At 32.9% G+C, this 20,252-nt stretch carries 21 protein-coding genes and 4 pseudogenes; 17 read left to right on the forward strand and 8 right to left on the reverse strand.

Annotated features, from left to right (window positions below; translation table 11 throughout):
* Window positions 1-3 precede the first annotated feature (3 nt).
* Complete coding sequence (gene ric, locus MHB70_RS09555; RefSeq protein ID WP_000401367.1) at window positions 4-711, reverse strand: iron-sulfur cluster repair di-iron protein; 708 nt, start codon at window positions 709-711, stop codon at window positions 4-6.
* A gap of 76 nt (window positions 712-787) precedes the next feature.
* Between ric and MHB70_RS09560 the strand changes: the two are divergent.
* Window positions 788-953: pseudogene (locus MHB70_RS09560) on the forward strand (DUF3954 domain-containing protein).
* 382 nt (window positions 954-1,335) lie between these two features.
* On the opposite strand, the gene MHB70_RS09565 reads toward MHB70_RS09560, so the two are convergent.
* The 3 genes from MHB70_RS09565 to MHB70_RS09575 form a co-directional block, all read right to left on the reverse strand.
* Complete coding sequence (locus MHB70_RS09565) at window positions 1,336-1,674, reverse strand: hypothetical protein (protein ID WP_000101563.1); 339 nt, start codon at window positions 1,672-1,674, stop codon at window positions 1,336-1,338.
* A 332-nt stretch (window positions 1,675-2,006) separates the two neighbouring features.
* Window positions 2,007-2,795: a sulfotransferase family 2 domain-containing protein gene (locus MHB70_RS09570; protein ID WP_000909242.1), complete on the reverse strand. Its 789-nt coding sequence runs from the start codon at window positions 2,793-2,795 to the stop codon at window positions 2,007-2,009.
* 162 nt (window positions 2,796-2,957) lie between these two features.
* Entirely contained in the window at window positions 2,958-3,743 is a 786-nt protein-coding gene (locus tag MHB70_RS09575) for a glycosyltransferase family 2 protein (protein ID WP_001098389.1), read from the reverse strand.
* A gap of 431 nt (window positions 3,744-4,174) precedes the next feature.
* Between MHB70_RS09575 and MHB70_RS09580 the strand changes: the two genes are divergently transcribed.
* From MHB70_RS09580 to MHB70_RS09605, 6 genes and pseudogenes are all read left to right on the forward strand, one after another.
* Entirely contained in the window at window positions 4,175-4,507 is a 333-nt protein-coding gene (locus MHB70_RS09580; protein ID WP_061529927.1) for a hypothetical protein, read from the forward strand.
* Window positions 4,482-5,046, forward strand: a pseudogene (locus tag MHB70_RS09585) (tyrosine-type recombinase/integrase). The gene MHB70_RS09580 and the pseudogene MHB70_RS09585 overlap by 26 nt, the downstream one beginning before the upstream one ends.
* A gap of 304 nt (window positions 5,047-5,350) precedes the next feature.
* Window positions 5,351-5,896, forward strand: coding sequence for a GNAT family N-acetyltransferase (locus tag MHB70_RS09590; protein ID WP_000706290.1), 546 nt, complete (start codon window positions 5,351-5,353; stop codon window positions 5,894-5,896).
* Window positions 5,897-6,069: 173 nt separating this feature from the next.
* Window positions 6,070-6,807, forward strand: coding sequence for a class I SAM-dependent methyltransferase (locus MHB70_RS09595; RefSeq protein WP_000812398.1), 738 nt, complete (start codon window positions 6,070-6,072; stop codon window positions 6,805-6,807).
* Between the two features lie 297 nt (window positions 6,808-7,104).
* A complete protein-coding gene (locus tag MHB70_RS09600; RefSeq protein WP_061529928.1) occupies window positions 7,105-8,058 on the forward strand; it encodes a hypothetical protein in 954 nt (317 codons plus the stop codon).
* A gap of 387 nt (window positions 8,059-8,445) precedes the next feature.
* Window positions 8,446-8,655, forward strand: coding sequence for a hypothetical protein (locus tag MHB70_RS09605; RefSeq protein ID WP_000356390.1), 210 nt, complete (start codon window positions 8,446-8,448; stop codon window positions 8,653-8,655).
* Here MHB70_RS09605 and MHB70_RS09610 read toward each other — a convergent pair.
* A pseudogene (locus tag MHB70_RS09610) lies at window positions 8,575-8,803 on the reverse strand (excalibur calcium-binding domain-containing protein); the annotation flags it as partial. The gene MHB70_RS09605 and the pseudogene MHB70_RS09610 overlap by 81 nt on opposite strands.
* Before the next feature lie 212 nt (window positions 8,804-9,015).
* On the opposite strand from MHB70_RS09610, the gene exsG reads away from it, so the two are divergent.
* Both exsG and MHB70_RS09620 read left to right on the forward strand, forming a co-directional pair.
* Entirely contained in the window at window positions 9,016-9,168 is a 153-nt protein-coding gene (gene exsG / locus MHB70_RS09615) for an exosporium protein ExsG (protein ID WP_000395673.1), read from the forward strand.
* Between the two features lie 208 nt (window positions 9,169-9,376).
* Window positions 9,377-9,586, forward strand: a complete 210-nt coding sequence (locus tag MHB70_RS09620; RefSeq protein WP_000830258.1) for a hypothetical protein — start codon at window positions 9,377-9,379, stop codon at window positions 9,584-9,586.
* 144 nt (window positions 9,587-9,730) lie between these two features.
* On the opposite strand, the gene MHB70_RS09625 is transcribed toward MHB70_RS09620, so the two are convergent.
* Entirely contained in the window at window positions 9,731-10,570 is an 840-nt protein-coding gene (locus MHB70_RS09625) for an arylamine N-acetyltransferase family protein (RefSeq protein WP_000988913.1), read from the reverse strand.
* Window positions 10,571-11,120: 550 nt separating this feature from the next.
* On the opposite strand from MHB70_RS09625, the gene MHB70_RS09630 reads away from it, so the two are divergent.
* Window positions 11,121-12,722 (forward strand): esterase/lipase family protein, encoded by a 1,602-nt coding sequence (locus MHB70_RS09630; RefSeq protein ID WP_001238674.1) that lies wholly within the window; start codon window positions 11,121-11,123, stop codon window positions 12,720-12,722.
* 113 nt (window positions 12,723-12,835) lie between these two features.
* Here the strand turns inward: MHB70_RS09630 and MHB70_RS31135 are convergent.
* A pseudogene (locus MHB70_RS31135) lies at window positions 12,836-12,970 on the reverse strand (preprotein translocase); the annotation flags it as partial.
* A gap of 511 nt (window positions 12,971-13,481) precedes the next feature.
* Between MHB70_RS31135 and MHB70_RS09635 the strand changes: the two are divergent.
* Window positions 13,482-13,757, forward strand: coding sequence for a stage V sporulation protein S (locus MHB70_RS09635; protein ID WP_000427795.1), 276 nt, complete (start codon window positions 13,482-13,484; stop codon window positions 13,755-13,757).
* Window positions 13,758-13,944: 187 nt separating this feature from the next.
* On the opposite strand, the gene MHB70_RS09640 is transcribed toward MHB70_RS09635, so the two are convergent.
* Window positions 13,945-14,673, reverse strand: a complete 729-nt coding sequence (locus MHB70_RS09640; protein ID WP_000499664.1) for a hypothetical protein — start codon at window positions 14,671-14,673, stop codon at window positions 13,945-13,947.
* 109 nt (window positions 14,674-14,782) lie between these two features.
* On the opposite strand from MHB70_RS09640, the gene MHB70_RS09645 reads away from it, so the two are divergent.
* The 6 genes from MHB70_RS09645 (at window position 14,783) to MHB70_RS09670 (ending at window position 19,736) form a co-directional block, all read left to right on the forward strand.
* Window positions 14,783-15,430: an HD domain-containing protein gene (locus tag MHB70_RS09645; RefSeq protein WP_000165951.1), complete on the forward strand. Its 648-nt coding sequence runs from the start codon at window positions 14,783-14,785 to the stop codon at window positions 15,428-15,430.
* The gene (locus MHB70_RS09650) at window positions 15,427-17,322 is read left to right on the forward strand and encodes an ABC-F family ATP-binding cassette domain-containing protein (protein WP_000783187.1); all 1,896 of its coding nucleotides are present in this window, start codon (window positions 15,427-15,429) and stop codon (window positions 17,320-17,322) included. The genes MHB70_RS09645 and MHB70_RS09650 overlap by 4 nt, the downstream gene beginning before the upstream one ends.
* A 75-nt stretch (window positions 17,323-17,397) precedes the next feature.
* Window positions 17,398-18,129 carry a Bax inhibitor-1/YccA family protein gene (locus MHB70_RS09655; RefSeq protein WP_001260657.1) on the forward strand — a complete coding sequence of 244 codons (732 nt, stop codon included), beginning with the start codon at window positions 17,398-17,400 and terminating at the stop codon, window positions 18,127-18,129.
* A 105-nt stretch (window positions 18,130-18,234) separates the two neighbouring features.
* Window positions 18,235-18,489: a DUF4318 domain-containing protein gene (locus MHB70_RS09660; protein ID WP_053446427.1), complete on the forward strand. Its 255-nt coding sequence runs from the start codon at window positions 18,235-18,237 to the stop codon at window positions 18,487-18,489.
* A 161-nt stretch (window positions 18,490-18,650) separates the two neighbouring features.
* Window positions 18,651-18,986 (forward strand): single-stranded DNA-binding protein, encoded by a 336-nt coding sequence (locus MHB70_RS09665; RefSeq protein WP_053446426.1) that lies wholly within the window; start codon window positions 18,651-18,653, stop codon window positions 18,984-18,986.
* Between the two features lie 360 nt (window positions 18,987-19,346).
* On the forward strand, window positions 19,347-19,736 hold the full coding sequence (locus MHB70_RS09670; RefSeq protein ID WP_000940649.1) for a hypothetical protein: 390 nt from the start codon (window positions 19,347-19,349) through the stop codon (window positions 19,734-19,736).
* Window positions 19,737-20,252 lie beyond the last annotated feature (516 nt).

Genomic DNA, 20,252 nt, shown 5'->3' on the forward strand with positions numbered 1-20,252 from the left:
TATCTATGCTTTCGTAATTGCACGTGGAAATAAAATGTTATTCTCTAAATGTATATGCTCAAATAAATCAGATTCTAGAGCTTCAAGACGTTGGTAAACAAGTCGATAAGTGCCACAAGCTCCTTCTGGAGGAGTAAAGTCATTTGTCACTTTACGAAGTTCTTTAATAATATTGCCAGCGTGGTTATGTTCATTCTCTAACTCATCCACTACTTTACGTAATTTTGCATAGTTTTCATCAGTTGGATGTTGTTCGAATTCTAAAATTAATGGGAAATCTTCTGTTTCTTCTTTAATTAAATGCTGTTCTAATTCCATCTTAAGTTCATGAAATAGCTTATGAATTTGAGCTAAATGAGGCTGACTAGCTCCATGGACGCGTAATACTTTCGTTACATACGGACTTAATTGTGGCAACTCTTCATTTAAATAGCGATGGTGCTTATTTATAACATAATCAATCAATTCGCGATAAGATGCATTTTTCCAATCAATTTCAGACTCGTTTAATAGTTTTGTTTTATCATAAAGCGTATTTAACTCTGTAAGTACTTCTGTTGCTGATAAATTTCTTTCATTAATTGCATCAATAAGTGGTTTATTACCACCACAACAAAAATCTATTCTATATGATTTAAAAAGATCACTAGCTTTCGGAAATTGTGTAACAATCTCACCGACAATAGAAGTTTCAGTAAATGTATGTTCCATATGAATGCCTCCATAAAGTTTAATGTGATAACTAAACCAAGAATAGCAATATATTAAAATCAATGTGGTGATATAAATCACTTATTATGTGTCAGTTTTGAAAATAAACGGAATATATGTTGTTAAAAATGGTCAGGTCCAACTAATAGAACCACCTCAAGGTGGATTTGGTGAACAATCATTTGTATATTCAAAATGGAAAAGTAATTCGTATGGAAGAGCGAAAAATTCGGTTAATATAATCAAATTTGAATTTTGTTAAGAAATGGGACTACAAGCATCAATAATTATATGGGAAAAAGAGCGTTATCACTGAAATAAAAAAGCCCTGCACACAGGGCATCTAAAAAGATACCTTAGCAATAATAACGATTTTGGGGACGTATTAGCTAAGGTATCTGGATGGATGGTTGCATACTAAGTATGCAGTCAAGAGCATTGTTGAATGTATTGGGTTATTCAACAAATTAAGAATAACACGAAGTTTCTGTTAATTCATCTGGTAAATTTGTCTAAAAAAATGCCTTTATAAAAGTTTTTCACCTAAGAAATGGATGCGTGGATCTTAACAAAAGCGTTATTTTAGCTAAAAGAGCATCTAACATAAGTTAAATACTCTTTGACTTAAAATAAATCTTCAGATGTATCTCTAATTGAATAGTTCTCACTAAAATTTACAATAGCAGAAATCTTTTGTTTTTTATCGTCAGCAACATGTCCGAATAGGTAAATCTCATGTGTTCTATATTCTTCCGGAGGCTCAACTTTTTTTATTACAATATCAAGAGTCTTCTCTTTTTTAAAGTAACCAATTGTAACTAGTTCAGCAGTTTTTTTTACTGTGGGCCATTCTTCACTGTATTCTTTTGGAATGGATTGAGCCGATACAAAATGTATAAATATAATCGGAATAGTTAGAAAAAACATACTTACAATTACGTAGCGTAATAATTTTCTTGCCATCAAGTGTCACACCTACCAATAATGTTTTATTTAATCAATCTAACAGTCTGTTATATTAAACCAGAATTAACCAATTAACTATCTATTTAGGTGACAATAGTATTACGAATTTGTAAGGTTTATTAAAAAAGAGCTTAATAGAAAGTCGAACAAAATAGTTATTTTGGAGGGGGACTCAATAGAAATCTTTTGAAAATTGAAATTCATTAAAAAGAGCACTATTAGAATAGTGCCCAACTTCAATTTGCAGGAGTATTATGAGGAAACTTAAGTAGGTGGCTTAAGTTTCTCTGTAATAATTATGAATTTATGATAAGGAAAATGTTTATATTTTAAAGTAATGTTGAGGGATATTTGTAAGTAGTGAAATCTTCTTTGAAGATATCTTCAACTAATTGAATCGTTTCTTCATCATAAAAACTATCATAGGTCGGATGCCTTGGGAATAAGGGATCTGTAATATCACCATCTGCATAGTTACCTTTGTAATTTGCTAGATTACTTTGGTGATGCCACGAGTTTATTAATCCGTTTAATGGAGATTTTTTTAAACAATGTTTGTCTTCTAAGATAGACAGATGGGTAGAGAATTTTTCAAGGTAAATGTAATTTGTAACGAACTCTTCTTCTCCTTGTATATATTGAGGTGTGAAGTGTGGGTTTACACCTTCAAAATTTGGTGCATGCGCTTTTAAATAATATAAATACAGTTTAAAGGAAATCTTTTTATTGCAAGATTCATCACCATAAAGATAACGACGGATTGGCTTCCACTCAGTGGATTCGTAATATGGCGCTGGTATAAGAGAAATAAAGGAACTTACAGCTCTTTTGAAAGGGTTTCTTACCAATTTATACGTGTCTTTTTCTTTTGCTTGTAATGCGTTGGCTAAATCAGTGAAATATGGTATGGAATTTTTATAAATTTCAAATTCATAGTTATGAACAAATGGGCTATATTTTACAACTTCTTTAAACAAATTAATGTGATAAAAGAACCAATATGCGAGTGAAGTGCAGCCGCTTTTTTGGCTCCAAAATAAGATTAAAGGGAAATCTTTGTGAAAGTGAGGGGGACGCCCATACTTGGCTATAAAATCATAAATATTTGTGATAAGCATATTTAACCTCCATTCACTTTGTATACTTTTCTTAGTGTATTGAGGGAATACTGAATATATGAAAATAAGCCATGAAAATGTCTGAATAATTTAAGAGAAATAACTTTTCATAAAAGCGTTATTTGAATAATTATGGATTGTGTTGATTTATAGATACAATAATTAATTTGGAAAACATAAATCTGGAAATAACAATTGATATTCTGGCATTAATCGAAGATCGCTAGTTAAGTTTGCATAGTGTAGATAATTTTCTTCTAATTTAGCTAGTGTTACAAGATGATGAGTACCCAAACCATTCTGGGCGCTATGTTTAGAAAGAGTAGGACCAATCTGTAGTTTCCGGTCCTTCATAGCGTTGTTCCATGGACTGTAAAAGAACTTTAAAATGAAAGCAGGATACTTGTAAATAGTAAACGAATAGAACGAGTTATGTCTTCCTACTGAATAGTTACCATGCGAATAATTATGAATTAATCTACCGCCGTTATAAATGGTAAGAGGACTAGGCTGAATTACTATTCCATGAAAACGTTGTTTGACAAGTGGAATTCCATATCTCGGTTTAGTGTAGGCATGCATAGGGTCATCTACCATTAAAATAGTTCTAATGGAATACATCTTTCTTTTTAATTTAGTAAGTGATGAAAAAAACTCTTCTTTATTAGAACAGCAAAGAAATTCAGTGGTATTCAACACCATTTTCCAGCCCGTAATTTCTTTTTCTATGTTCATTACTTCTTGATCAACTAATACGGCATCAAACTCTAATACTTTTGAATCACGGATTTCCCAATGAGGTGCAAATAATTTACATATTTCAACCGAGCGATCAGTAGACCCACGATTAATAAGAATACCATGATCAAATAATTTTGTGTGGTGCATTAACCACCATGGGAGTAGATACTCTTCATTGTAGAAATGGGAAATTAAAGTTGTATTCATAAAGAGTCCTCCTTTCAAAATTTTGTGGAATATATCCTTATCTAGTATAATATGCTACTTGATCTAAAAAGTTTTCTTTAAAAATTATAATGGATGTTGAGATTTAAAAACACTCAATGAAAGAATATAGCCCACCATGTTCTGAATAATGCAATCCAACCAATCTAAGTAATATGTATTCCAAAATTTTCATAATTACTCCTTTTAGATATAAAGTGCTCAATGAAGATGGATTTTATAAATTTGTTACAAAATAATCTTTTTCTAATAAGAAAATCACTAAAATATGAGAAAATGATATAACAATATATATAAATATAGTCCTACTGGAAGAATCAGCGGACATCGAACTATAAGAGCATTAGTAATATTGCTCTATAGTTTGGTTTCCGCTTTTTTATTAACAAAATGTATAAGGGGTGTTTTTATATATGGCGCAATTAACTTTCTTACCTAAAATTGATCGCAAAGCAACGCAGGTTCGTTTAGAAGAGATTCTTGAAAATGTTCGTATTTATAGACAATTTGGGATGATTAGAAATGAGATGAAGGTTACAGCATCTAGCGAGGTAAGATATCATGGTCCAACAAATATGGTAGGGAAGCCAGCAGAAGATATTGCTTTAGCAAATGTTGGTATGAGTGAGCGTACGTATAGACGAAATAGATCTAGTGCTTTTTATAAATTAGCTGTTGCTCTTAGATTAGAAGTATATGAGACTGAAGAAACTGGAGGTAATGAATTTTGTTCAGCAGATACGTGATCCAGAAGAAATACAGCAGCTAAAAGAGTATTTTAAGGAGAAGTGTGCACGAAATTAAATTTTATTCATTATGGGAATCAATACAGGCTTGAGAATCTCTGACATTTTAAAATTGAAGGTAGAAGATGTAAAAACGAGTCATATCTCTATGAGGGAAAAGAAAACAGGAAAACAAAAACGTATTCAAAATACTGCAGCATTAAAAAGAGAACTGAAATGGTTTATAGAAGAAAGAGAAGATCATGAATACCTATTACAAAGTAGACAATGAAAGAATCGTCCTATCGGTCGTAGTATGGAATATAAGATATTAAGTATAGCCGCAGCAGAGTTTAGTTTAGATGAAATAGAACGCATACGCTAAGAAAGACCTACGGGTACCATATGTACATGCAAACGAAAAACATAGCACATTAATCATGGAGATATTCAGTCACTCTTCAGAGAAGGTCATGTTACGTTATATAGGTGTAAATCAAGATGCAATAGATAAAGCAATGACTAGGTTTGAAATCGAATCATTGCTTTTTTCTTTTTAAATCTAGGGGTACCGTCACCGTTTTTGAAAACCCCCATGCTAAGAGCATACAAAAATTTATACAGTTTTTGGATAATTCAGTAACAAAAGAGAACCCGAAAACCTGCGTCAGGATAGGAATGTATAAAATAATGCATAAATCTGTAGAACAAAAAAAGGAAATTCCTTTGTCAGAGGATGGGCCCACCTTTCCTTGTTATCGATAATGAGACGTCATGTTAGCTTAACATGAATATAATATAAAAAAGGAATTTATAAGATTTGACGAGAATAAAATTGTATTAAAAGGATATCGGAGGTTTTTTATGAAAATCGTAGGACAGCAAATATATCTTCGACTTTACAAAATTTCTGACGCGAGCGAGTTAGCTAACTTACACACTAGAAATCGCGAATTTTTTCAACGAGTTTGTCCATTACTCCCAGAAGTCTTTTATACAGAAGAACATCAAAAAATGCGCATTGAACGAGCATTAAAAAAGAAAGCTGAAGATCAAGTTTACGCTTTTGGAATCTTTTTAAAAGCAACTGATAAACTTATCGGAGACATTTCATTAACTCAAATTGCTAGGGATCCCGCCCAAAGCTGTTATACGGGATTTACCTTAGATAGGGAGCATAATTCAAGGGGCTATACAACAGAGGCTCTTCGACTTGTTGTAGACTTTGCATTTAGAGAATTAAAACTACATAGAATTGAAGCAGGAGCTATGCCTAGCAATATAGCATCTATTCGTGTATTAGAAAAAGTAGGATTTAAAAAAGAAGGTATAGCTAAAGAAAATGTAAAGATTAATGGCAAATGGACAGATCATCAAATATTAGCTATCATCAACAGCCTGGATGTATAAGCACATTTCACTTCCGATAATGAGACGTTATGTCAACCTAACATGTATAGGATATACACTGTTCCTTATTCAACTAAATGGCAGGTTAGTTGAAGTGTATTTTGGTTAATATAGGAGTTTTTGGATGCCTCCTAGAATATAAAAAATATAGATTGTATTATAGGAGGTATATAATGAAACAAAACATTTATGATAATCCGTTTTTCTTTAAAAATTATAAGTCATTACGTGAAAATGGATTTACCTTTAATGATTTTGTTGAACAGCCAGCAATTAAATCTATAATTGCTAATCTTACAGATAAGTCTGTATTAGATTTGGGATGTGGAACTGGTCATTTTTCTATGTACTGTGTAGAAAATGGTGCCTCGAAAGTTATAGGAGTGGACATCTCAAGAAATATGATTGAACAAGCTGAAATGTATAACAAAAACGAAAAAATAGATTATATGTGTGTACCAATAGAAGAACTTAATTTGCCAAATCAAAAATTCGACTTAATAACAAGTTCTTTAGTTATACATTACATAGAAGATTACTCACATCTAATTAAGAAAATAAGAGATCTGTTAAAAAATGATGGTGAATTTATCTTTTCAACAGAACATCCAATAGTAACAGCTCGAAAGGAAATGAATAATTGGTTTAAGGATAATAATGGAAACAGATTGCATTGGGCATTAGATAATTATCAAGAAGAAGGAAAAAGAGAGGAACATTGGTGGATAGATGGTGTTGTTAAATATCACAGAACAATTTCAACATTAATTAATACTCTTATAGACAACGGTTTTGTAATTGAGAAAATTATTGAGCCAGAGTCAACTCCAACAGGATTAGAAAAAATGCCAGAATTAATAAATGAAAAACGGAGACCATCTTCTATTATCATTAAATCAAGAAAATATTGAGATTAAACCCTCGTTGATTAACTTCCACTTTCGAGAATTATGTAAATAAGCTGTCCATATGGGCAGCTTTATTTTATGTTCCCGCATAGCGTAGGTTATTTTGAAAAATGCTGGTGGTATCCCTCCCTATACAGCTACTCATAATTTTTGTACTGTGTAACTCAAAAGAGAAAGTTAAATAAAATTAATGATAGCAAGGGATTCAGTGATAGGATCAGTTACACACAATATAAGATAAGGGGAAGTCAATTATTTATATGTTAATATTATGCTATAAACAAGAAAGTGGTGGTCGTGATGAGGGAAAGATGTCCGGTTTGTCAAAACTCTATTGAGGAACCCCAATTAGTAGGAGTGGGAGGGGGACGTGCAGAGCAATATAAATGTGAGAATTGTGGCACATTTTCCATGATTGAAGAAGCGAGAATCGAATTAAATGTAGAGCAGAAGAGAAAACTTTCTGCAATTTTAAGAAAGAGAAACATTAGAGGGATGGGAAAAATAATGATTTTTCTTAATCGACCAGATGAAAATTTTTCAGAATTTCCGTATCCTATTTATCTTTTAGCGGATCTATTAAGTGAATATCCAGATAGTGCTTCTGATAGATTGGATGAGTCATTAATAAACTTAGCTAAATTGTCAAAATTTCCAGGTGACCCATTATATATTCGTGAATCAGATAAATCTCTATTTTTTGTACAGAGTGTTCATTTGTTGGAAATGAAATATATAGCGAACCAATTATTTCAGGACGAATTAATTGAGATATCTAAGCTATCTGCAGCAGATTTTCCTGCACATATTACAGTTACAGCAAAAGGGTGGAATCGTATTGCAGAATTAGAAAAGGGAAGAGAAGCGGATACTAAGCAGGTGTTTGTCGCTATGTCATTTAGTCCAAAAATGGATAGTCTATATCAGAATGCAATTGCAACGGCTGTAAAAGAAGCAGGTTATGAGCCTATTCGAATTGATAAAGTGGAACACAATAACAAAATTGATGATGAGATTATAGTTAAAATAAGACAAAGTAAATTTATAATTGCAGATTTTACTGAACATAGAGGTGACGTCTATTTTGAAGCCGGCTATGCAATGGGACTTGGTAAACCTGTAATATGGACTTGCAGGGAAAATGACTTAGCAAATCTGCATTTTGATACTAGACAATATAGCCATATTGTTTGGAAAGATGAGAGGGAATTAAAAGATTCATTACTTAATAGAATAAGAGCTACAATCAATTAAAGAAAGGTGGCAGATTCGTGATCGCTTTTTTGCAGTAAATGTGCCGGTCGTTTTGGAGTTAACGTGATATATTTGTATTGTGAGAAGTGGACGAAAACATTGCTCATAAAATTCCTCTGAAAATGGATCTTCATAACTGGTGGTGATGGTTGCAGGCTGGATGAATGGTTGTTCTTCATTTCACATTCAATTGCAATTTACGTTGTATAAACGGAGAAGGGGTTTTGCTCTTCTTTTAGTTACTTAATATTGCTGAAACAGATAAATGTAAATAAGATTAGGTGATTGGAAGAAGAATAAAACTTCATTTACCATAATTGAAATGCAAATGTAATACTTAATGAAAAAGCATCCATTCGGGTGCTTTTTATTTTGGAGGGATGAAGGATGGATAAAGCCAAATTAACTAAACCAGCACAAGCGGTTATAATTGGTACATTCATTTCAATGTTGGGACGGGATCTTGTAAATGAACGTATCGATAAAAAGAAATTAGAAAGTGTTATTCCAATCTTTAATGAGTTGGAAGATATACAACGCCAAAGTAAAAAATTCGATAACTGGGTGTTCAGATTTTGTTGTACCGGTCATTATTAATACAATAGAAATAATAAAAAAGATAACGGTAGGACGACCATATTGTTTTGCTTTTCCATTTTTCTTAAAGAATGAAAAGGATACATAAGATTAAAAGATTAAAAGCAAATAGAAATAATACGCCACCAATATTACTCAAAATAGCCATTTTCATACTTCCATTTGCAAGATTTTCTCTATTGATTATATAGGAACTTATTGGATAATACACGTTTTATATTCATTTCGAAAATTAATATTTTTAATAGATATATATATAAACAATTAATGTGTATATAAAGAAAAATAGATATATTTCCTATTACTTTTTTAAAGAAATTTCATAAATTAAAGTATATCGATTGAAAGGAGGAGATTTGAATGGAATTTCAATTGTTAGTGAATTGTATATTACAAGAAGGTAATGCGTACTTTTTAGTAACGAAGGTAGACGATGTAATTACGTTAAAAGTACCGATTACAGCAGGAGTAGCAGCATTATTTTTAGCTTTTGGTGTACCAAGATGTTCTTAATTTAAATCTCTATAGTAGAAAGAGGAGGACAAGCCTCCTCTTTCTACTATTACATAATTATTTTATGTAAACTATAATGGTGTTTTATATTAGCACGTTTAAAATGGACATGCATATACTATAATGTTTCATTGGCGTTTGTGATGAACGATAGTTTTGATAAGTGATATTCTTTTAAGTTATGAAAATAAAAGAGGTGCTATTATATATGAAAAGAAGAACATTAGATATTCCAGTTTCATTGCGAAGAGAGTGGTTTTTAATAGAGTTAGCTCATTTAACGAAAAAATATGGAATTGAAATTGCAACTAGCAAAATGGAAGCCGCACCGTTTTTAAGGGATCAAGTTACGGAATCAAAAATAGGAGCAGGGCTACAATACGATAAATATGATGATGAGTATATAATTGAAATGTAAGTAATACATGGCACAAAAAGAAATGCTTAATAATACTAGTCTTTTAAAAGAGTAACACTGATAAGGAATTACGCTATAAAAAATTATAAAATAAAGCAGATTCTATATATAGAATCTGCTTTATTATGAAATATTTTTAATCAACTAGCCTCTTTCTAATATTTTTCCTACATATTTCTCTTGAGTGATTCCAAAAGATTCACGAAGAATGCGAGCATATTCTTTAGAACCTATTGGTCGTTTATTTTTTGTGCCTTTAAAGGTTTCTGTATAATTTTTTTTCGTTAATGATATGTGACCATAATCAGTTAATTTACAAGTGATAGCCCCTTTATTAAAAGGCGATTCGTTATGCTCTACAATTACTTTTTGAATGTTATTCACTTTTTTCTCATCTATTGGATCTATAGTGAAAGCATAGCCTATTTTCCATTCGGTTGAAGGTTCAGATTGTAAGAAACTTGTAGATTCGCCGTTTGCGCCTTTTCGCATTTCTAAAATATGTGTACCTTTTCGGGTATTTCGTTTGTAAATTCGATATTCTCCCGTTTGAGAAGATATGATTTCGCCATTAAAAGGGACTGGATGTAAAGGGAGATGAGATGCAAAACCTGCATCCACAATATAATCTGTATGATCATGACTTAAAATGATAATGACATGACCATCATCAGGTTTCCATTTATTATCGTAAAGATCGTATACAGTACCAGCTACTTTGTATACTTGAAACCCACAATCAATTAAAAAGTAATACAATAAGGAATTTAATTCATAACAAAGACCGCCTCTTTTTTGAATAAGTAACTTTTCTACTAAGTTATTTTTTGAAATGTTTTTAATAGTACCAGCCATAATATCAAGATTCTCATAGGGGAAAATCATTCCCATTTTTAAGAGGACTTCATCTAAATCATCAAATGTTAGTTCTTTTGCGGGAATTTTTAATCGTTTAAAAAACTCCTTTTGTAAATTGGTCATCATAAAGCATTCTCCTTTCTTTTTACAGAATTTTCTTCTGCTTACCGATAGGTTAGTACTTCTAAAAACTTAATTCAAGTCTGCGGAAATTATCATAATATATGTTTCTGGAAATATGATTTTATATTTTGAAATTTCAGTTAAATATTTAGTCATAAGAAAGTCTTACAATACAAGCTCCTTTTAAATTCGTTTGTATGTAATGAAAGGAAAATACATATCTTCATTATGTTTTTAAATAACTAATTAGTAATAAAATGTTTTTTTAATAAAATTTTTTCAAGATTTGTATGCTTTATATAAACAATCATGATTTGAAAAACATCTTGATGTAGTGAAGTTAACAATTATTGAGAAATTTTTTTGTCGTGTTTACTCAAAAGGAAGAGATGGAAACGAAGAGAATAACGTGAGTTAAGGAAGAGGGTGTACGAGTAATCACCTGAATATAGGGCTAACATCTTTTTCAAATAAAAAGATTAGCTATTATTAAGGGAGAAAATATAAATTATTACAAAGAGCACCTTCTTTCAAAAAAAGTGGGGGGAGTAACATGCGATTAATGAGAAGATGTGTTGCCTTACTAATTATATTTTTTATCATGGCTCCATCGATTAGCACAAATGTAAGGGCAGAAGTTGTAAAAGAGCTTGGAAAGGGGTTTCCTGATACAGAAGTATTTACACCTGGCGATTGGTTTTTAGGACAAAAACCAACTAATTATGATGAGAATAAGCCTCCAATTCTCTTTGTACAAGGCAGAAATGGTAATGCGGATAGTTGGTATGGAAAGACTGTATATCACGATATAAATGATATGTATGACTATGCTTTGAAAGCGGGATATCAAACGGTATTTATTCAATTATATGATGCGGCAGGGAAAGGATCGGCTAGTCAGTGGGACAACGGAAAATTGTTAGCACAAAAACTGGAAGAAATATATAATCATTTCGGTAAAAAGGTTACTATTGTAGCGCATAGTAAAGGTGGTATAGATACACAAGCGGCATTAGTTGGATATGGTGCGAATCGATTTGTTGGGAATGTTATTACACTTGCGACACCACATCACGGCTCAAATTTAGCGGATTTATCATATAGTTGGTGGGCAGGTTGGCTTGCTTCTATATTAGGTCAAAAAGATGATGGTACGTACGCGTTACAGATAGGGGAAATGGCAAAATTTCGCTCAACGATAGATAATAATCCAGCAGTTAAATTAAACCGTTACTATACGGCTACTGGGACTAGCTGGGGACCAGTATTTTCTGCGTTATCTATGGGCGGATTATATTTGTCATCGTACGGCTCGAATGATGGATTAGTAAATGAATGGAGTGCTAAGCTACCATATGGCACACATTTATTTACAGATTCCAAATTTGATCATGACAATATACGAAAAGGATCAGCTGTTTTCGCACGAATTGAACCATATTTACGTACTGCAAATGTAGGCGTGCCACCTTTAGTAGCACCAAGTAATAGTTCAGAAGAAAATATAGAGCAATTAAATACAACTTCTAATCAAAATATTTTAGGGGGAGAATTGCCACAAAGTCAGTGGATAGAGCAAGCTGTGGCGGTTGATAAAAAGGCAGAAGGAATGGTTTCTGTATTAACAGCTGCTTCTGATGTAGAAATACAACTAATATCTCCAAAAGGAAAAGTGTATACAAATAAAGATAGTACGATAACTACTGGTGAAGGTGAATCTTTCTTTAATGGGGCAACAATTAGTACATTTAAATTTGACAAAATGGACGTAGGAGAATGGAGAGTTAAAATGATGGCGAAGCAGTCGAAAGATGCATACTTAATTGTAAGCGATCACAAAAGTGGCGCGCCATTCGTTCTTCAAATGCCAACAAAAGTCAAAATTAACAAATCAGAGTATAAACTGAAAAAATCACCTGCGGCACCTGAAATGAAAGGAAATCTTTCCATAACAGTAAGAGTTGTTAATAAAGAAGGGAAGCTAGTCTCTGAATTTAATGAATTACAAAATGTTAATACAAATACATTTACAGGTGCTTTGAAGGACATAAAGCAACCAGGGGTATATAACGTTACGATGGATATAAAAGGGATAAATAAAGAAGGAAAACCTTATAATCGTACGATTGTTAAGTCGGTTTATGTGGAGAAGTAAGAGTGAATAGATTTTGATATGAAAATTGCCGAAACCTTGTGTTAGAAGGGGACGGCAATTTTTTATGTTTATTAGGTTAACAGAATAATGAAATAGGGGGTTACGTTCTATAATGGGAAAGAACCACCAAAAGGAACAGTTATAAACTCAGTTTTCCAGAAAGTACCGTAAGCTGGCTTTGATGGTTTATGTGAATCGTGGCAGGAACATCTTTTATACGAGTTTGAAGAACGATAGTATGAACCCAATATATTACCTCCTGATGATTAATAAATGTAAGATACATAGTAGTATATGTAAATGAACTACTATTGGCATGTATGCCTATCCTGTATAAGGTGGTAGATTTGGAATATAAAGCACTCAAATGGTGAAATATAGTTTATTAGAATAATATGTATAACGATTTTTGAAGACGAAAAAATTAATAATTTGGTAGAAAAATGAACTGAAGTTCTAAATAAATTGAATTATTGATGAAACGCTTATTATACGAATTGCACCTGAAAAAGTAGCATTGTTATTTTTTGGTGCGATAATGTTGTCGTTTAGCGAATTGCTCCTATTTAAACGTTTGTATATTAGAGTCTTTATTCGTTACTTTTTATTTGTGCAGTTGGGCAGGAAGAAGACGAAAGGTATCGAATTCATTTACATAGGAAGCATTGTTTGCTTTTGGTGTGAATAATAGTTAAAGATACGTTGAAATATTTAAAACTGTAACGAAAGAGCTATTAAATAATAGAGGGAGCAACTTACATGGAAAATATATTAAAGGTATCTTCAAAATCAAGTCCAAATTCAGTTGCAGGTGCAATAGCAGGTGTACTAAGAGCAAATGGCAATGTGGAAATCCAAGTAATTGGGGCAGGTTCTTTAAATCAAGCAATTAAAGCAATTGCGATTGCAAGAGGATTTGTTGCTCCAAGTGGTGTTGATTTGGCTTTTGTTCCAGCATTTCAAGAGATTTCTATCAATAATCAAGAAAGAACAGCAATTAAATTAATTGTAGGTCCTAGAAAGAGAAGATCCTAATAGAGTGCCTTTATAGGATGTGATTTGAAAAGTGCGATAGAAATCGTCCTTTTCTTTTTTTATTTATATTTTAAAGTTGAATTTTTAGTAATAAGCATTAGTGTAGTTAATAAAAAGTGTCGCAAATGCTTGTATGACAGGCACTTGTGACACTTTTGTAGTTTTATATAATATAAAATGAACAATTCTAAAACTGCTCATTCTTCTCCCAAGATTCAACGATATAATGAGCAATTGTGGGGTTATATCCTTTTCCAACTAAAAACATAATCGCAGCGACTTCTGTTAAAGCGTGTTTATGTGAAGTATGTTTCGCTTCATTTAAACCATAATCTACCCAAGGTTTTACGAAATCTAATACAGGTTTCTTTAAAGGTAAAAATTGTGTACCGACAACTTGTTGAATTTGTTGTTGAGTCGGTTCTGTAATAGGCCCAGGTGGTAAAATTTGTGGTTGTGTAATATCTAAAGTCGGACCTGGTGGTAAAATTTGTGGTTGCGTTGGATCAATTGTTGGTGGTTTAGGTGGTGAGACACGTGCGTCGTAGTTGGGTTGATACATTTGTTGTTGGTATTGTGGTTGTTGTGGCTGAGTTACATACGGATTTTGTTGTTCTTGAGTTTGCGGTGCTGCATATGGATTTTGAGGATATTCATAATTTGGACGTGTGTCATATGGATTTTGTTGTTCTTGAGTTTGCGGTGCTGCATATGGATTTTGAGGATATTCATAATTTGGACGTGTGTCGTATGGATTTTGTTGTTCTTGAGCTTGCGGTGTAGCGTATGGATTTTGTTCGTATTGTTGTTCTGGCTGTTGTAATTCTTGTTCCTCATATTGTTCTGTATATCTTTGTTCCGGTTGCTGAGGGTAAAATGGTTGTTGTGGATAAGGTGGTTGATTATTATAGAACATGTTTATTCCTCCTTCATGATGATGCCTACCACCTAGTGTATGGGCGGACAAGAAAATATGTGATGAAAAAAGGCGGGCGTGTTACAATAAGAAACTGGGTGAAGATAAAATGACAAAACAAGAAAAGATTAAAAAAACAATTACTTTTGTAAAAAATATTTTAGAAAAAGATGCGAGTGGGCATGATTGGTATCATATTGAGCGCGTACATAAACTGGCGATTTCTTTATCCGAGCAAGAAGGAGGAAATCGTTTTATAATTGAAATGGCAGCATTACTTCACGATGTGGCAGATGAAAAGTTAAATGAAAGTGAAGAAGCAGGAATGAAAAAAGTTTCTGATTGGTTAGAAGAGTTACATGTAGATGAGGAAGAAAGTAAACATATTCTTCATATCATCGCCAATATGTCTTATAAGGGTGGGCATGGCGGCGCAGTTGAGTCAGTTGAAGGGAAAATTGTTCAAGATGCAGACCGTTTAGATGCCCTTGGAGCAATTGGGATTGCACGTACTTTTGCATATGGCGGAGCGAAAGGGAGATTAATGTATGATCCAACAATTCCGCCGCGTGAAGTAATGACGAAAGAAGAGTATAGAAAAAATAACGATCCATCTTTAAATCATTTTTATGAAAAACTTTTAAAATTAAAAGACTTAATGAATACGAACGCAGCAAAACAAGAAGCTGAAGTTCGTCATTGTTATATGGAACAGTTTATAGAACAATTTATGAAAGAGTGGAATGCACAAATATGAAAATGTTAACTGTGGAGAACTTATCGAAATCATACGGAGAAAAACCGTTATTTGATGGATTATCATGTAGTATTACAGAAGGACAACGTGTCGGAATTATTGGTGTAAATGGTACTGGTAAATCAACATTATTAAAAATTATTGCAGGGTTAGAAACTCCTGATACAGGTGAAATGACGCATTCACGTGGATATACAATTAGTTATTTATCACAGCAACCAGAGTTTGATGAAAAACTAACAGTATTAGAGCAAGTGTTTCATGGTGATACACCTTTAATTCGTCTTCTTCGTGATTATGAAAAAGCACTATTAAATATTGAAAAAGATCCAAGTAATGAAAAAGTACAGGAACAATTATTTGCAGTGCAGCAACGTATGGATGCAATGAGTGCATGGGAAGCAAATGCAAATGCGAAATCTCTTCTAACGAAATTAGGAATTACAGATTTCACTGCAACTGTTGGGAATTTATCTGGTGGACAGAAAAAACGTATCGCAATGGCACAATGTTTTATTGAAACACCTGATTTATTAATTTTAGACGAGCCTACGAACCATCTTGACCATGAGACAGTTGAATGGTTAGAAGAATATTTAGCAAGATATACAGGGGCGGTATTACTTGTAACCCATGATCGTTATTTCTTAGATCGTGTGACGAATCGTATTTTTGAATTAGATAATGGTAAACTATATAGCTACGAAGGAAACTATAGTACATTTTTAGAAGCGAAAGCACTTCGTGAAGAGCAAGAATTGGCACAAGAATCCAAACGCCAAAATTTATATCGTCGTGAACTTGCTTGGATTCGCCGTGGTGCAAAAGCCCGTTCTACGAAACAAAAGGCGCGTATTCAGCGTTTTGATGAGTTAAAGGAACAAGAAGGGCCAGCTGCAAAACAGTCAGTTGATATTGCACTAAGTGGAAGTCGTTTAGGAAAGAAAGTACTTGAGTTAAAAGATGTAACGAAAAAATTTGGCGATAAGACGGTATTACATAATTTTAATCATATTGTGAAACCAGGCGATCGTATCGGAATTATTGGGGCGAATGGAAGCGGGAAATCTTCTCTATTAAATATGCTTGCAGGCAAGTTATCTCCTGATAGTGGTGAAGTTGAAGTAGGACAAACTGTAAAAGTTGCTTATTATACGCAAGAAAATGAAGAGATGAATTTAAATCAGCGTATGATTGAATACATTAAAGAGATTGCAGAAGTTATTCATACAACAGATGGAAAAGTAATTGGTGCATCTCAAATGTTAGAACGTTTCTTATTCCCGACGCATTCACATGGTACACCGCTTGGTAAACTATCTGGTGGTGAAAGAAGACGTTTATATTTATTACGTATTTTAATGGGGGAACCAAACGTACTATTACTTGATGAACCTACGAATGATCTAGATACACAAACATTAACAGTACTAGAAGATTATTTAGAAGATTTCCCAGGTGTCGTTTTAACTGTATCGCATGACCGTTACTTCTTAGATAAAGTAGTAGATGAACTGTTCATCTTTACTGGCGGAGGAGAAGTGCGTGAGTTCCTAGGTAGTTATACAGATTATTTAGAAATGGAAAAAACGAAAGAACTTATTGAGAAAGCGGAAGTTCAAAAAGAGAAAAAAGTAGTAGAAGCAGCTCCAAAACAACAACGTAAACGTAAACTTTCATACAATGAGCAGCGTGAATGGGAAACAATTGAAGATACAATTGCCGAACTAGAAGAGAAAATTGAGTCAATTGGAGAAGAACTTGCGAAAGTTGGATCTGACTTCACAAAGGCACAAGAATTATCTGAAGCACAGCAGAAAACAGAAGAAGAGCTAGAAAAAACGATGGAAAGATGGAGTGAACTATCAGATATCGTTGAAGGATTAAAATAAAAACAAGCTGCATATATTGAAAAGTAAAGAGAAAAACTTTACACTATTGGTAGAACCTATTTTAGGAGGGAAAAAATGAGAACATCTAATCCAATGTTGAAAAAAGAGGCATTTCGTAAAGAGGGAGCAAGCGCTTCTGCGATGACTATTGGCGGAACAGTAGGCAAAACGTTTATCATGCTTATCTTGCTACTTGCAACGTCTGTCTATTCATACATACAGATGATGCAGGGTACGATGAAAATGCCAGTGTTAATTGGTGCATTAGTAATTGCGGCAATCATCGCATTTGCATCTATCTTCTTCCCGCGAATGGCACCAATTGGGGCGCCAATTTATGCGGCGGTAGAAGGAGTTGTATTAGGAAGTATTTCAGCAGTTTATACAATGAAATTTGGCGATTCTATCGTTTTAAACGCTGTATTACTTACAATTTCAATTCTATTTGCAATGTTAGTTTTATATGCAACACGCGTTGTAAAGGTAACTGATAAATTCCGTACGGGTGTAATTGCAGCGACAATGGGAATTATGGTTATGTATTTAATCGTATTCTTATTAAATATGTTCGGTGTAACTGTTCCATATATTCACCAGGGCGGTACAATCGGTATTATCATTAGTGCGGTTGTTATTGTAGTTGCTGCATTAAATTTATTACTAGATTTCGATTTAATCGAAAGCGGTGCACGTAGCCAAGCTCCAAAATATATGGAATGGTACAGTGCAATGGGTCTAATGATGACTCTAGTATGGTTATACTTAGAAATTCTTCGTTTCGTTTCTTACTTTACGAAAAATGACTAATGAAAAAATCCTGCATGAAATGTGCAGGATTTTTTTATTTTCAAAGATAAATTGAATGAATGGTATAATGTGGATGTTAGAAGTTTGAATGGAAGGGGATGGAATATGATGAAAGAGAAGAAAGGGATTATGAAAAAACTATTTTCTAAAAGTTTTTTCATAGAACTAGATGATGCTTTAACATATCCGTCAGCAGAATGCATTATTTCAGCCATTGAAGGGTATGCAGCTGAATGTAATGAACTACTAAAATTTGAGGGTAAAGTTAAACCGATTACATTCTACTTAGACGATGCATTGTTTAGCGCTGAAATAAAGATGGCTCGCGGAGGGTATTACATCTCTTGCAGTGAAATATAATATATCTTGAAACCTTACATGTTCATAATATGTAGGGTTTCTTTTTTGCTTTTTTATATGCAAAGTAATCCTTTTTACTTTAGAAATATATAATTTTATCCTTTTTACCCTTCACACATTTTTCTTTACAATGAAGAAAAACATGCGAGGTGGTATAACTTATGATGAATCGAGTTGTATTAATCGGTAGATTGACAAAGGATCCAGAATTATACTACACAAAACAAGGCGTCGCTTATGCACGAATATGTGTTGCAGTGAATAGAGGATTTCGAAATAGTTTAGGTGAACAACAAGCAGATTTTATAAATTGTGTCGTTTGGCGAAGAGCAGCTGAAAATGTAACAGAATATTGTACGAAGGGATCACTTGTTGGAATTACAGGGCGTATTCATACGAATAATTACGATGATGTAAAAGGAAAGAAAATATATAGAACTGAAGTTGTGATTGAGAGTATTACCTTTTTGGAGAGAAGGAGGAAGGGGGCATCGTAATAAAAGGGGATTTTAAGTAATAGCTTCGGAAAAAATTGTGGAAAGTATTTTAATAAATTTAAAGAAGGGGTACTGTCAGCAATTTTGAAGAAAAATACGCTAACGAAAATTATAAATTTAAAATTTTTTATACTGAATATTGAAAGATTCCTCTGGAAATGGTTACTCATTGAAGTGGGATTATTAGATTGGTTCTATTCCACATTTTTCACGGTACTTGTTAATCTTTTGAATCATTGATTTATTAATATTGAAGATAATTATGTGCATATTAATCACATAATTTGTCCCTATCAAAATGAACTTTTCTTGCATCTACTATATTGTTAAGAATATTTTATTTTGAAAGGATGTGATTATATGGCTCATAAATCTACTGGGGTTTTTCGAGTTCCGGTTTCTGAGAATGGTATTATTCCAACTGCTCTCAATATTATGTTAAACAATGATTCACGCTGCCATACTAGTAATGTAACGGTAATTGTTAAGAGAAGTCCAAACACTTTTTTCCCAACGCAAAATGAATTAGTTGAAATCTCTCGTACTATTGTTTCTTTAGGACCAAACAGAACATCTAAGATTGTGTTGTTTACTCCAGAATTCCATATAGAAGATTTTCTTGACGTTATCATTAGAGGAAATAAAGATGATGTTGAGGATGTTCTTGTGTATTCTTTCTTAGCGGACTCAGAAGGTCACAATCTTCCATCTACTGTTTTCAGAAATGAAGAATATACTTTTGCTTGCTAACACCATGATGATGTATATCATACACAAATATATTTGACATAATATGGAATTACCGTAACAAAAAAGGCGAACCTCTTAATTTCATAAAGGGTTCGCCTTTTTTCTTTCTATCACTCTAAGCAATTCCATTAATTCATCTTTCGGAATATCCACAATCAAAATGTCTTCAGAAATCAATTCTCCACCAACAAGTCCCTCAGAGCGCATTCGTATGAACGTTTTTATATATAAATCGTTCTTCTTTCTTAGTAGTATCCTCCAGAGCTTTATTTATTAACTGCACTTCACTTTAAAATGAATGATCTAACTAGGATATAGATACCTCTTTTTATGTAGGGCAAAGAGAACAAATTCCCTCCTTAAAATAAAACCTATCGGAAGCGAACGGTTTTAAAATTTCGTTCCTAATTTGAAATGTAAAAAATGAAATAGTATGGTAGCGGGAAGAAAGTAGTAAAATTAAGCATCCGAGTAGGAGTATAGAGTGATAACATGTTACAATACAGCTAAGAACAC

It is taken from the genome of Bacillus sp. FSL M7-1020 (assembly GCF_038050415.1).
Taxonomy (GTDB): Bacteria; Bacillota; Bacilli; order Bacillales; family Bacillaceae_G; genus Bacillus_A; species Bacillus_A toyonensis.

What these genes read in the sequence shown, in the direction of transcription:
- ric (WP_000401367.1), bottom strand. Translation starts at nt 711, where the DNA reads ATGGAACATACATTTACTGAAACTTCTATTGTCGGTGAGATTGTTACA.
- MHB70_RS09565 (WP_000101563.1), bottom strand. Translation starts at nt 1,674, where the DNA reads ATGGCAAGAAAATTATTACGCTACGTAATTGTAAGTATGTTTTTTCTA.
- MHB70_RS09570 (WP_000909242.1), bottom strand. Translation starts at nt 2,795, where the DNA reads ATGCTTATCACAAATATTTATGATTTTATAGCCAAGTATGGGCGTCCC.
- MHB70_RS09575 (WP_001098389.1), bottom strand. Translation starts at nt 3,743, where the DNA reads ATGAATACAACTTTAATTTCCCATTTCTACAATGAAGAGTATCTACTC.
- MHB70_RS09580 (WP_061529927.1), top strand. Translation starts at nt 4,175, where the DNA reads ATGGCGCAATTAACTTTCTTACCTAAAATTGATCGCAAAGCAACGCAG.
- MHB70_RS09590 (WP_000706290.1), top strand. Translation starts at nt 5,351, where the DNA reads ATGAAAATCGTAGGACAGCAAATATATCTTCGACTTTACAAAATTTCT.
- MHB70_RS09595 (WP_000812398.1), top strand. Translation starts at nt 6,070, where the DNA reads ATGAAACAAAACATTTATGATAATCCGTTTTTCTTTAAAAATTATAAG.
- MHB70_RS09600 (WP_061529928.1), top strand. Translation starts at nt 7,105, where the DNA reads ATGAGGGAAAGATGTCCGGTTTGTCAAAACTCTATTGAGGAACCCCAA.
- MHB70_RS09605 (WP_000356390.1), top strand. Translation starts at nt 8,446, where the DNA reads ATGGATAAAGCCAAATTAACTAAACCAGCACAAGCGGTTATAATTGGT.
- exsG (WP_000395673.1), top strand. Translation starts at nt 9,016, where the DNA reads ATGGAATTTCAATTGTTAGTGAATTGTATATTACAAGAAGGTAATGCG.
- MHB70_RS09620 (WP_000830258.1), top strand. Translation starts at nt 9,377, where the DNA reads ATGAAAAGAAGAACATTAGATATTCCAGTTTCATTGCGAAGAGAGTGG.
- MHB70_RS09625 (WP_000988913.1), bottom strand. Translation starts at nt 10,570, where the DNA reads ATGATGACCAATTTACAAAAGGAGTTTTTTAAACGATTAAAAATTCCC.
- MHB70_RS09630 (WP_001238674.1), top strand. Translation starts at nt 11,121, where the DNA reads ATGCGATTAATGAGAAGATGTGTTGCCTTACTAATTATATTTTTTATC.
- MHB70_RS09635 (WP_000427795.1), top strand. Translation starts at nt 13,482, where the DNA reads ATGGAAAATATATTAAAGGTATCTTCAAAATCAAGTCCAAATTCAGTT.
- MHB70_RS09640 (WP_000499664.1), bottom strand. Translation starts at nt 14,673, where the DNA reads ATGTTCTATAATAATCAACCACCTTATCCACAACAACCATTTTACCCT.
- MHB70_RS09645 (WP_000165951.1), top strand. Translation starts at nt 14,783, where the DNA reads ATGACAAAACAAGAAAAGATTAAAAAAACAATTACTTTTGTAAAAAAT.
- MHB70_RS09650 (WP_000783187.1), top strand. Translation starts at nt 15,427, where the DNA reads ATGAAAATGTTAACTGTGGAGAACTTATCGAAATCATACGGAGAAAAA.
- MHB70_RS09655 (WP_001260657.1), top strand. Translation starts at nt 17,398, where the DNA reads ATGAGAACATCTAATCCAATGTTGAAAAAAGAGGCATTTCGTAAAGAG.
- MHB70_RS09660 (WP_053446427.1), top strand. Translation starts at nt 18,235, where the DNA reads ATGATGAAAGAGAAGAAAGGGATTATGAAAAAACTATTTTCTAAAAGT.
- MHB70_RS09665 (WP_053446426.1), top strand. Translation starts at nt 18,651, where the DNA reads ATGATGAATCGAGTTGTATTAATCGGTAGATTGACAAAGGATCCAGAA.
- MHB70_RS09670 (WP_000940649.1), top strand. Translation starts at nt 19,347, where the DNA reads ATGGCTCATAAATCTACTGGGGTTTTTCGAGTTCCGGTTTCTGAGAAT.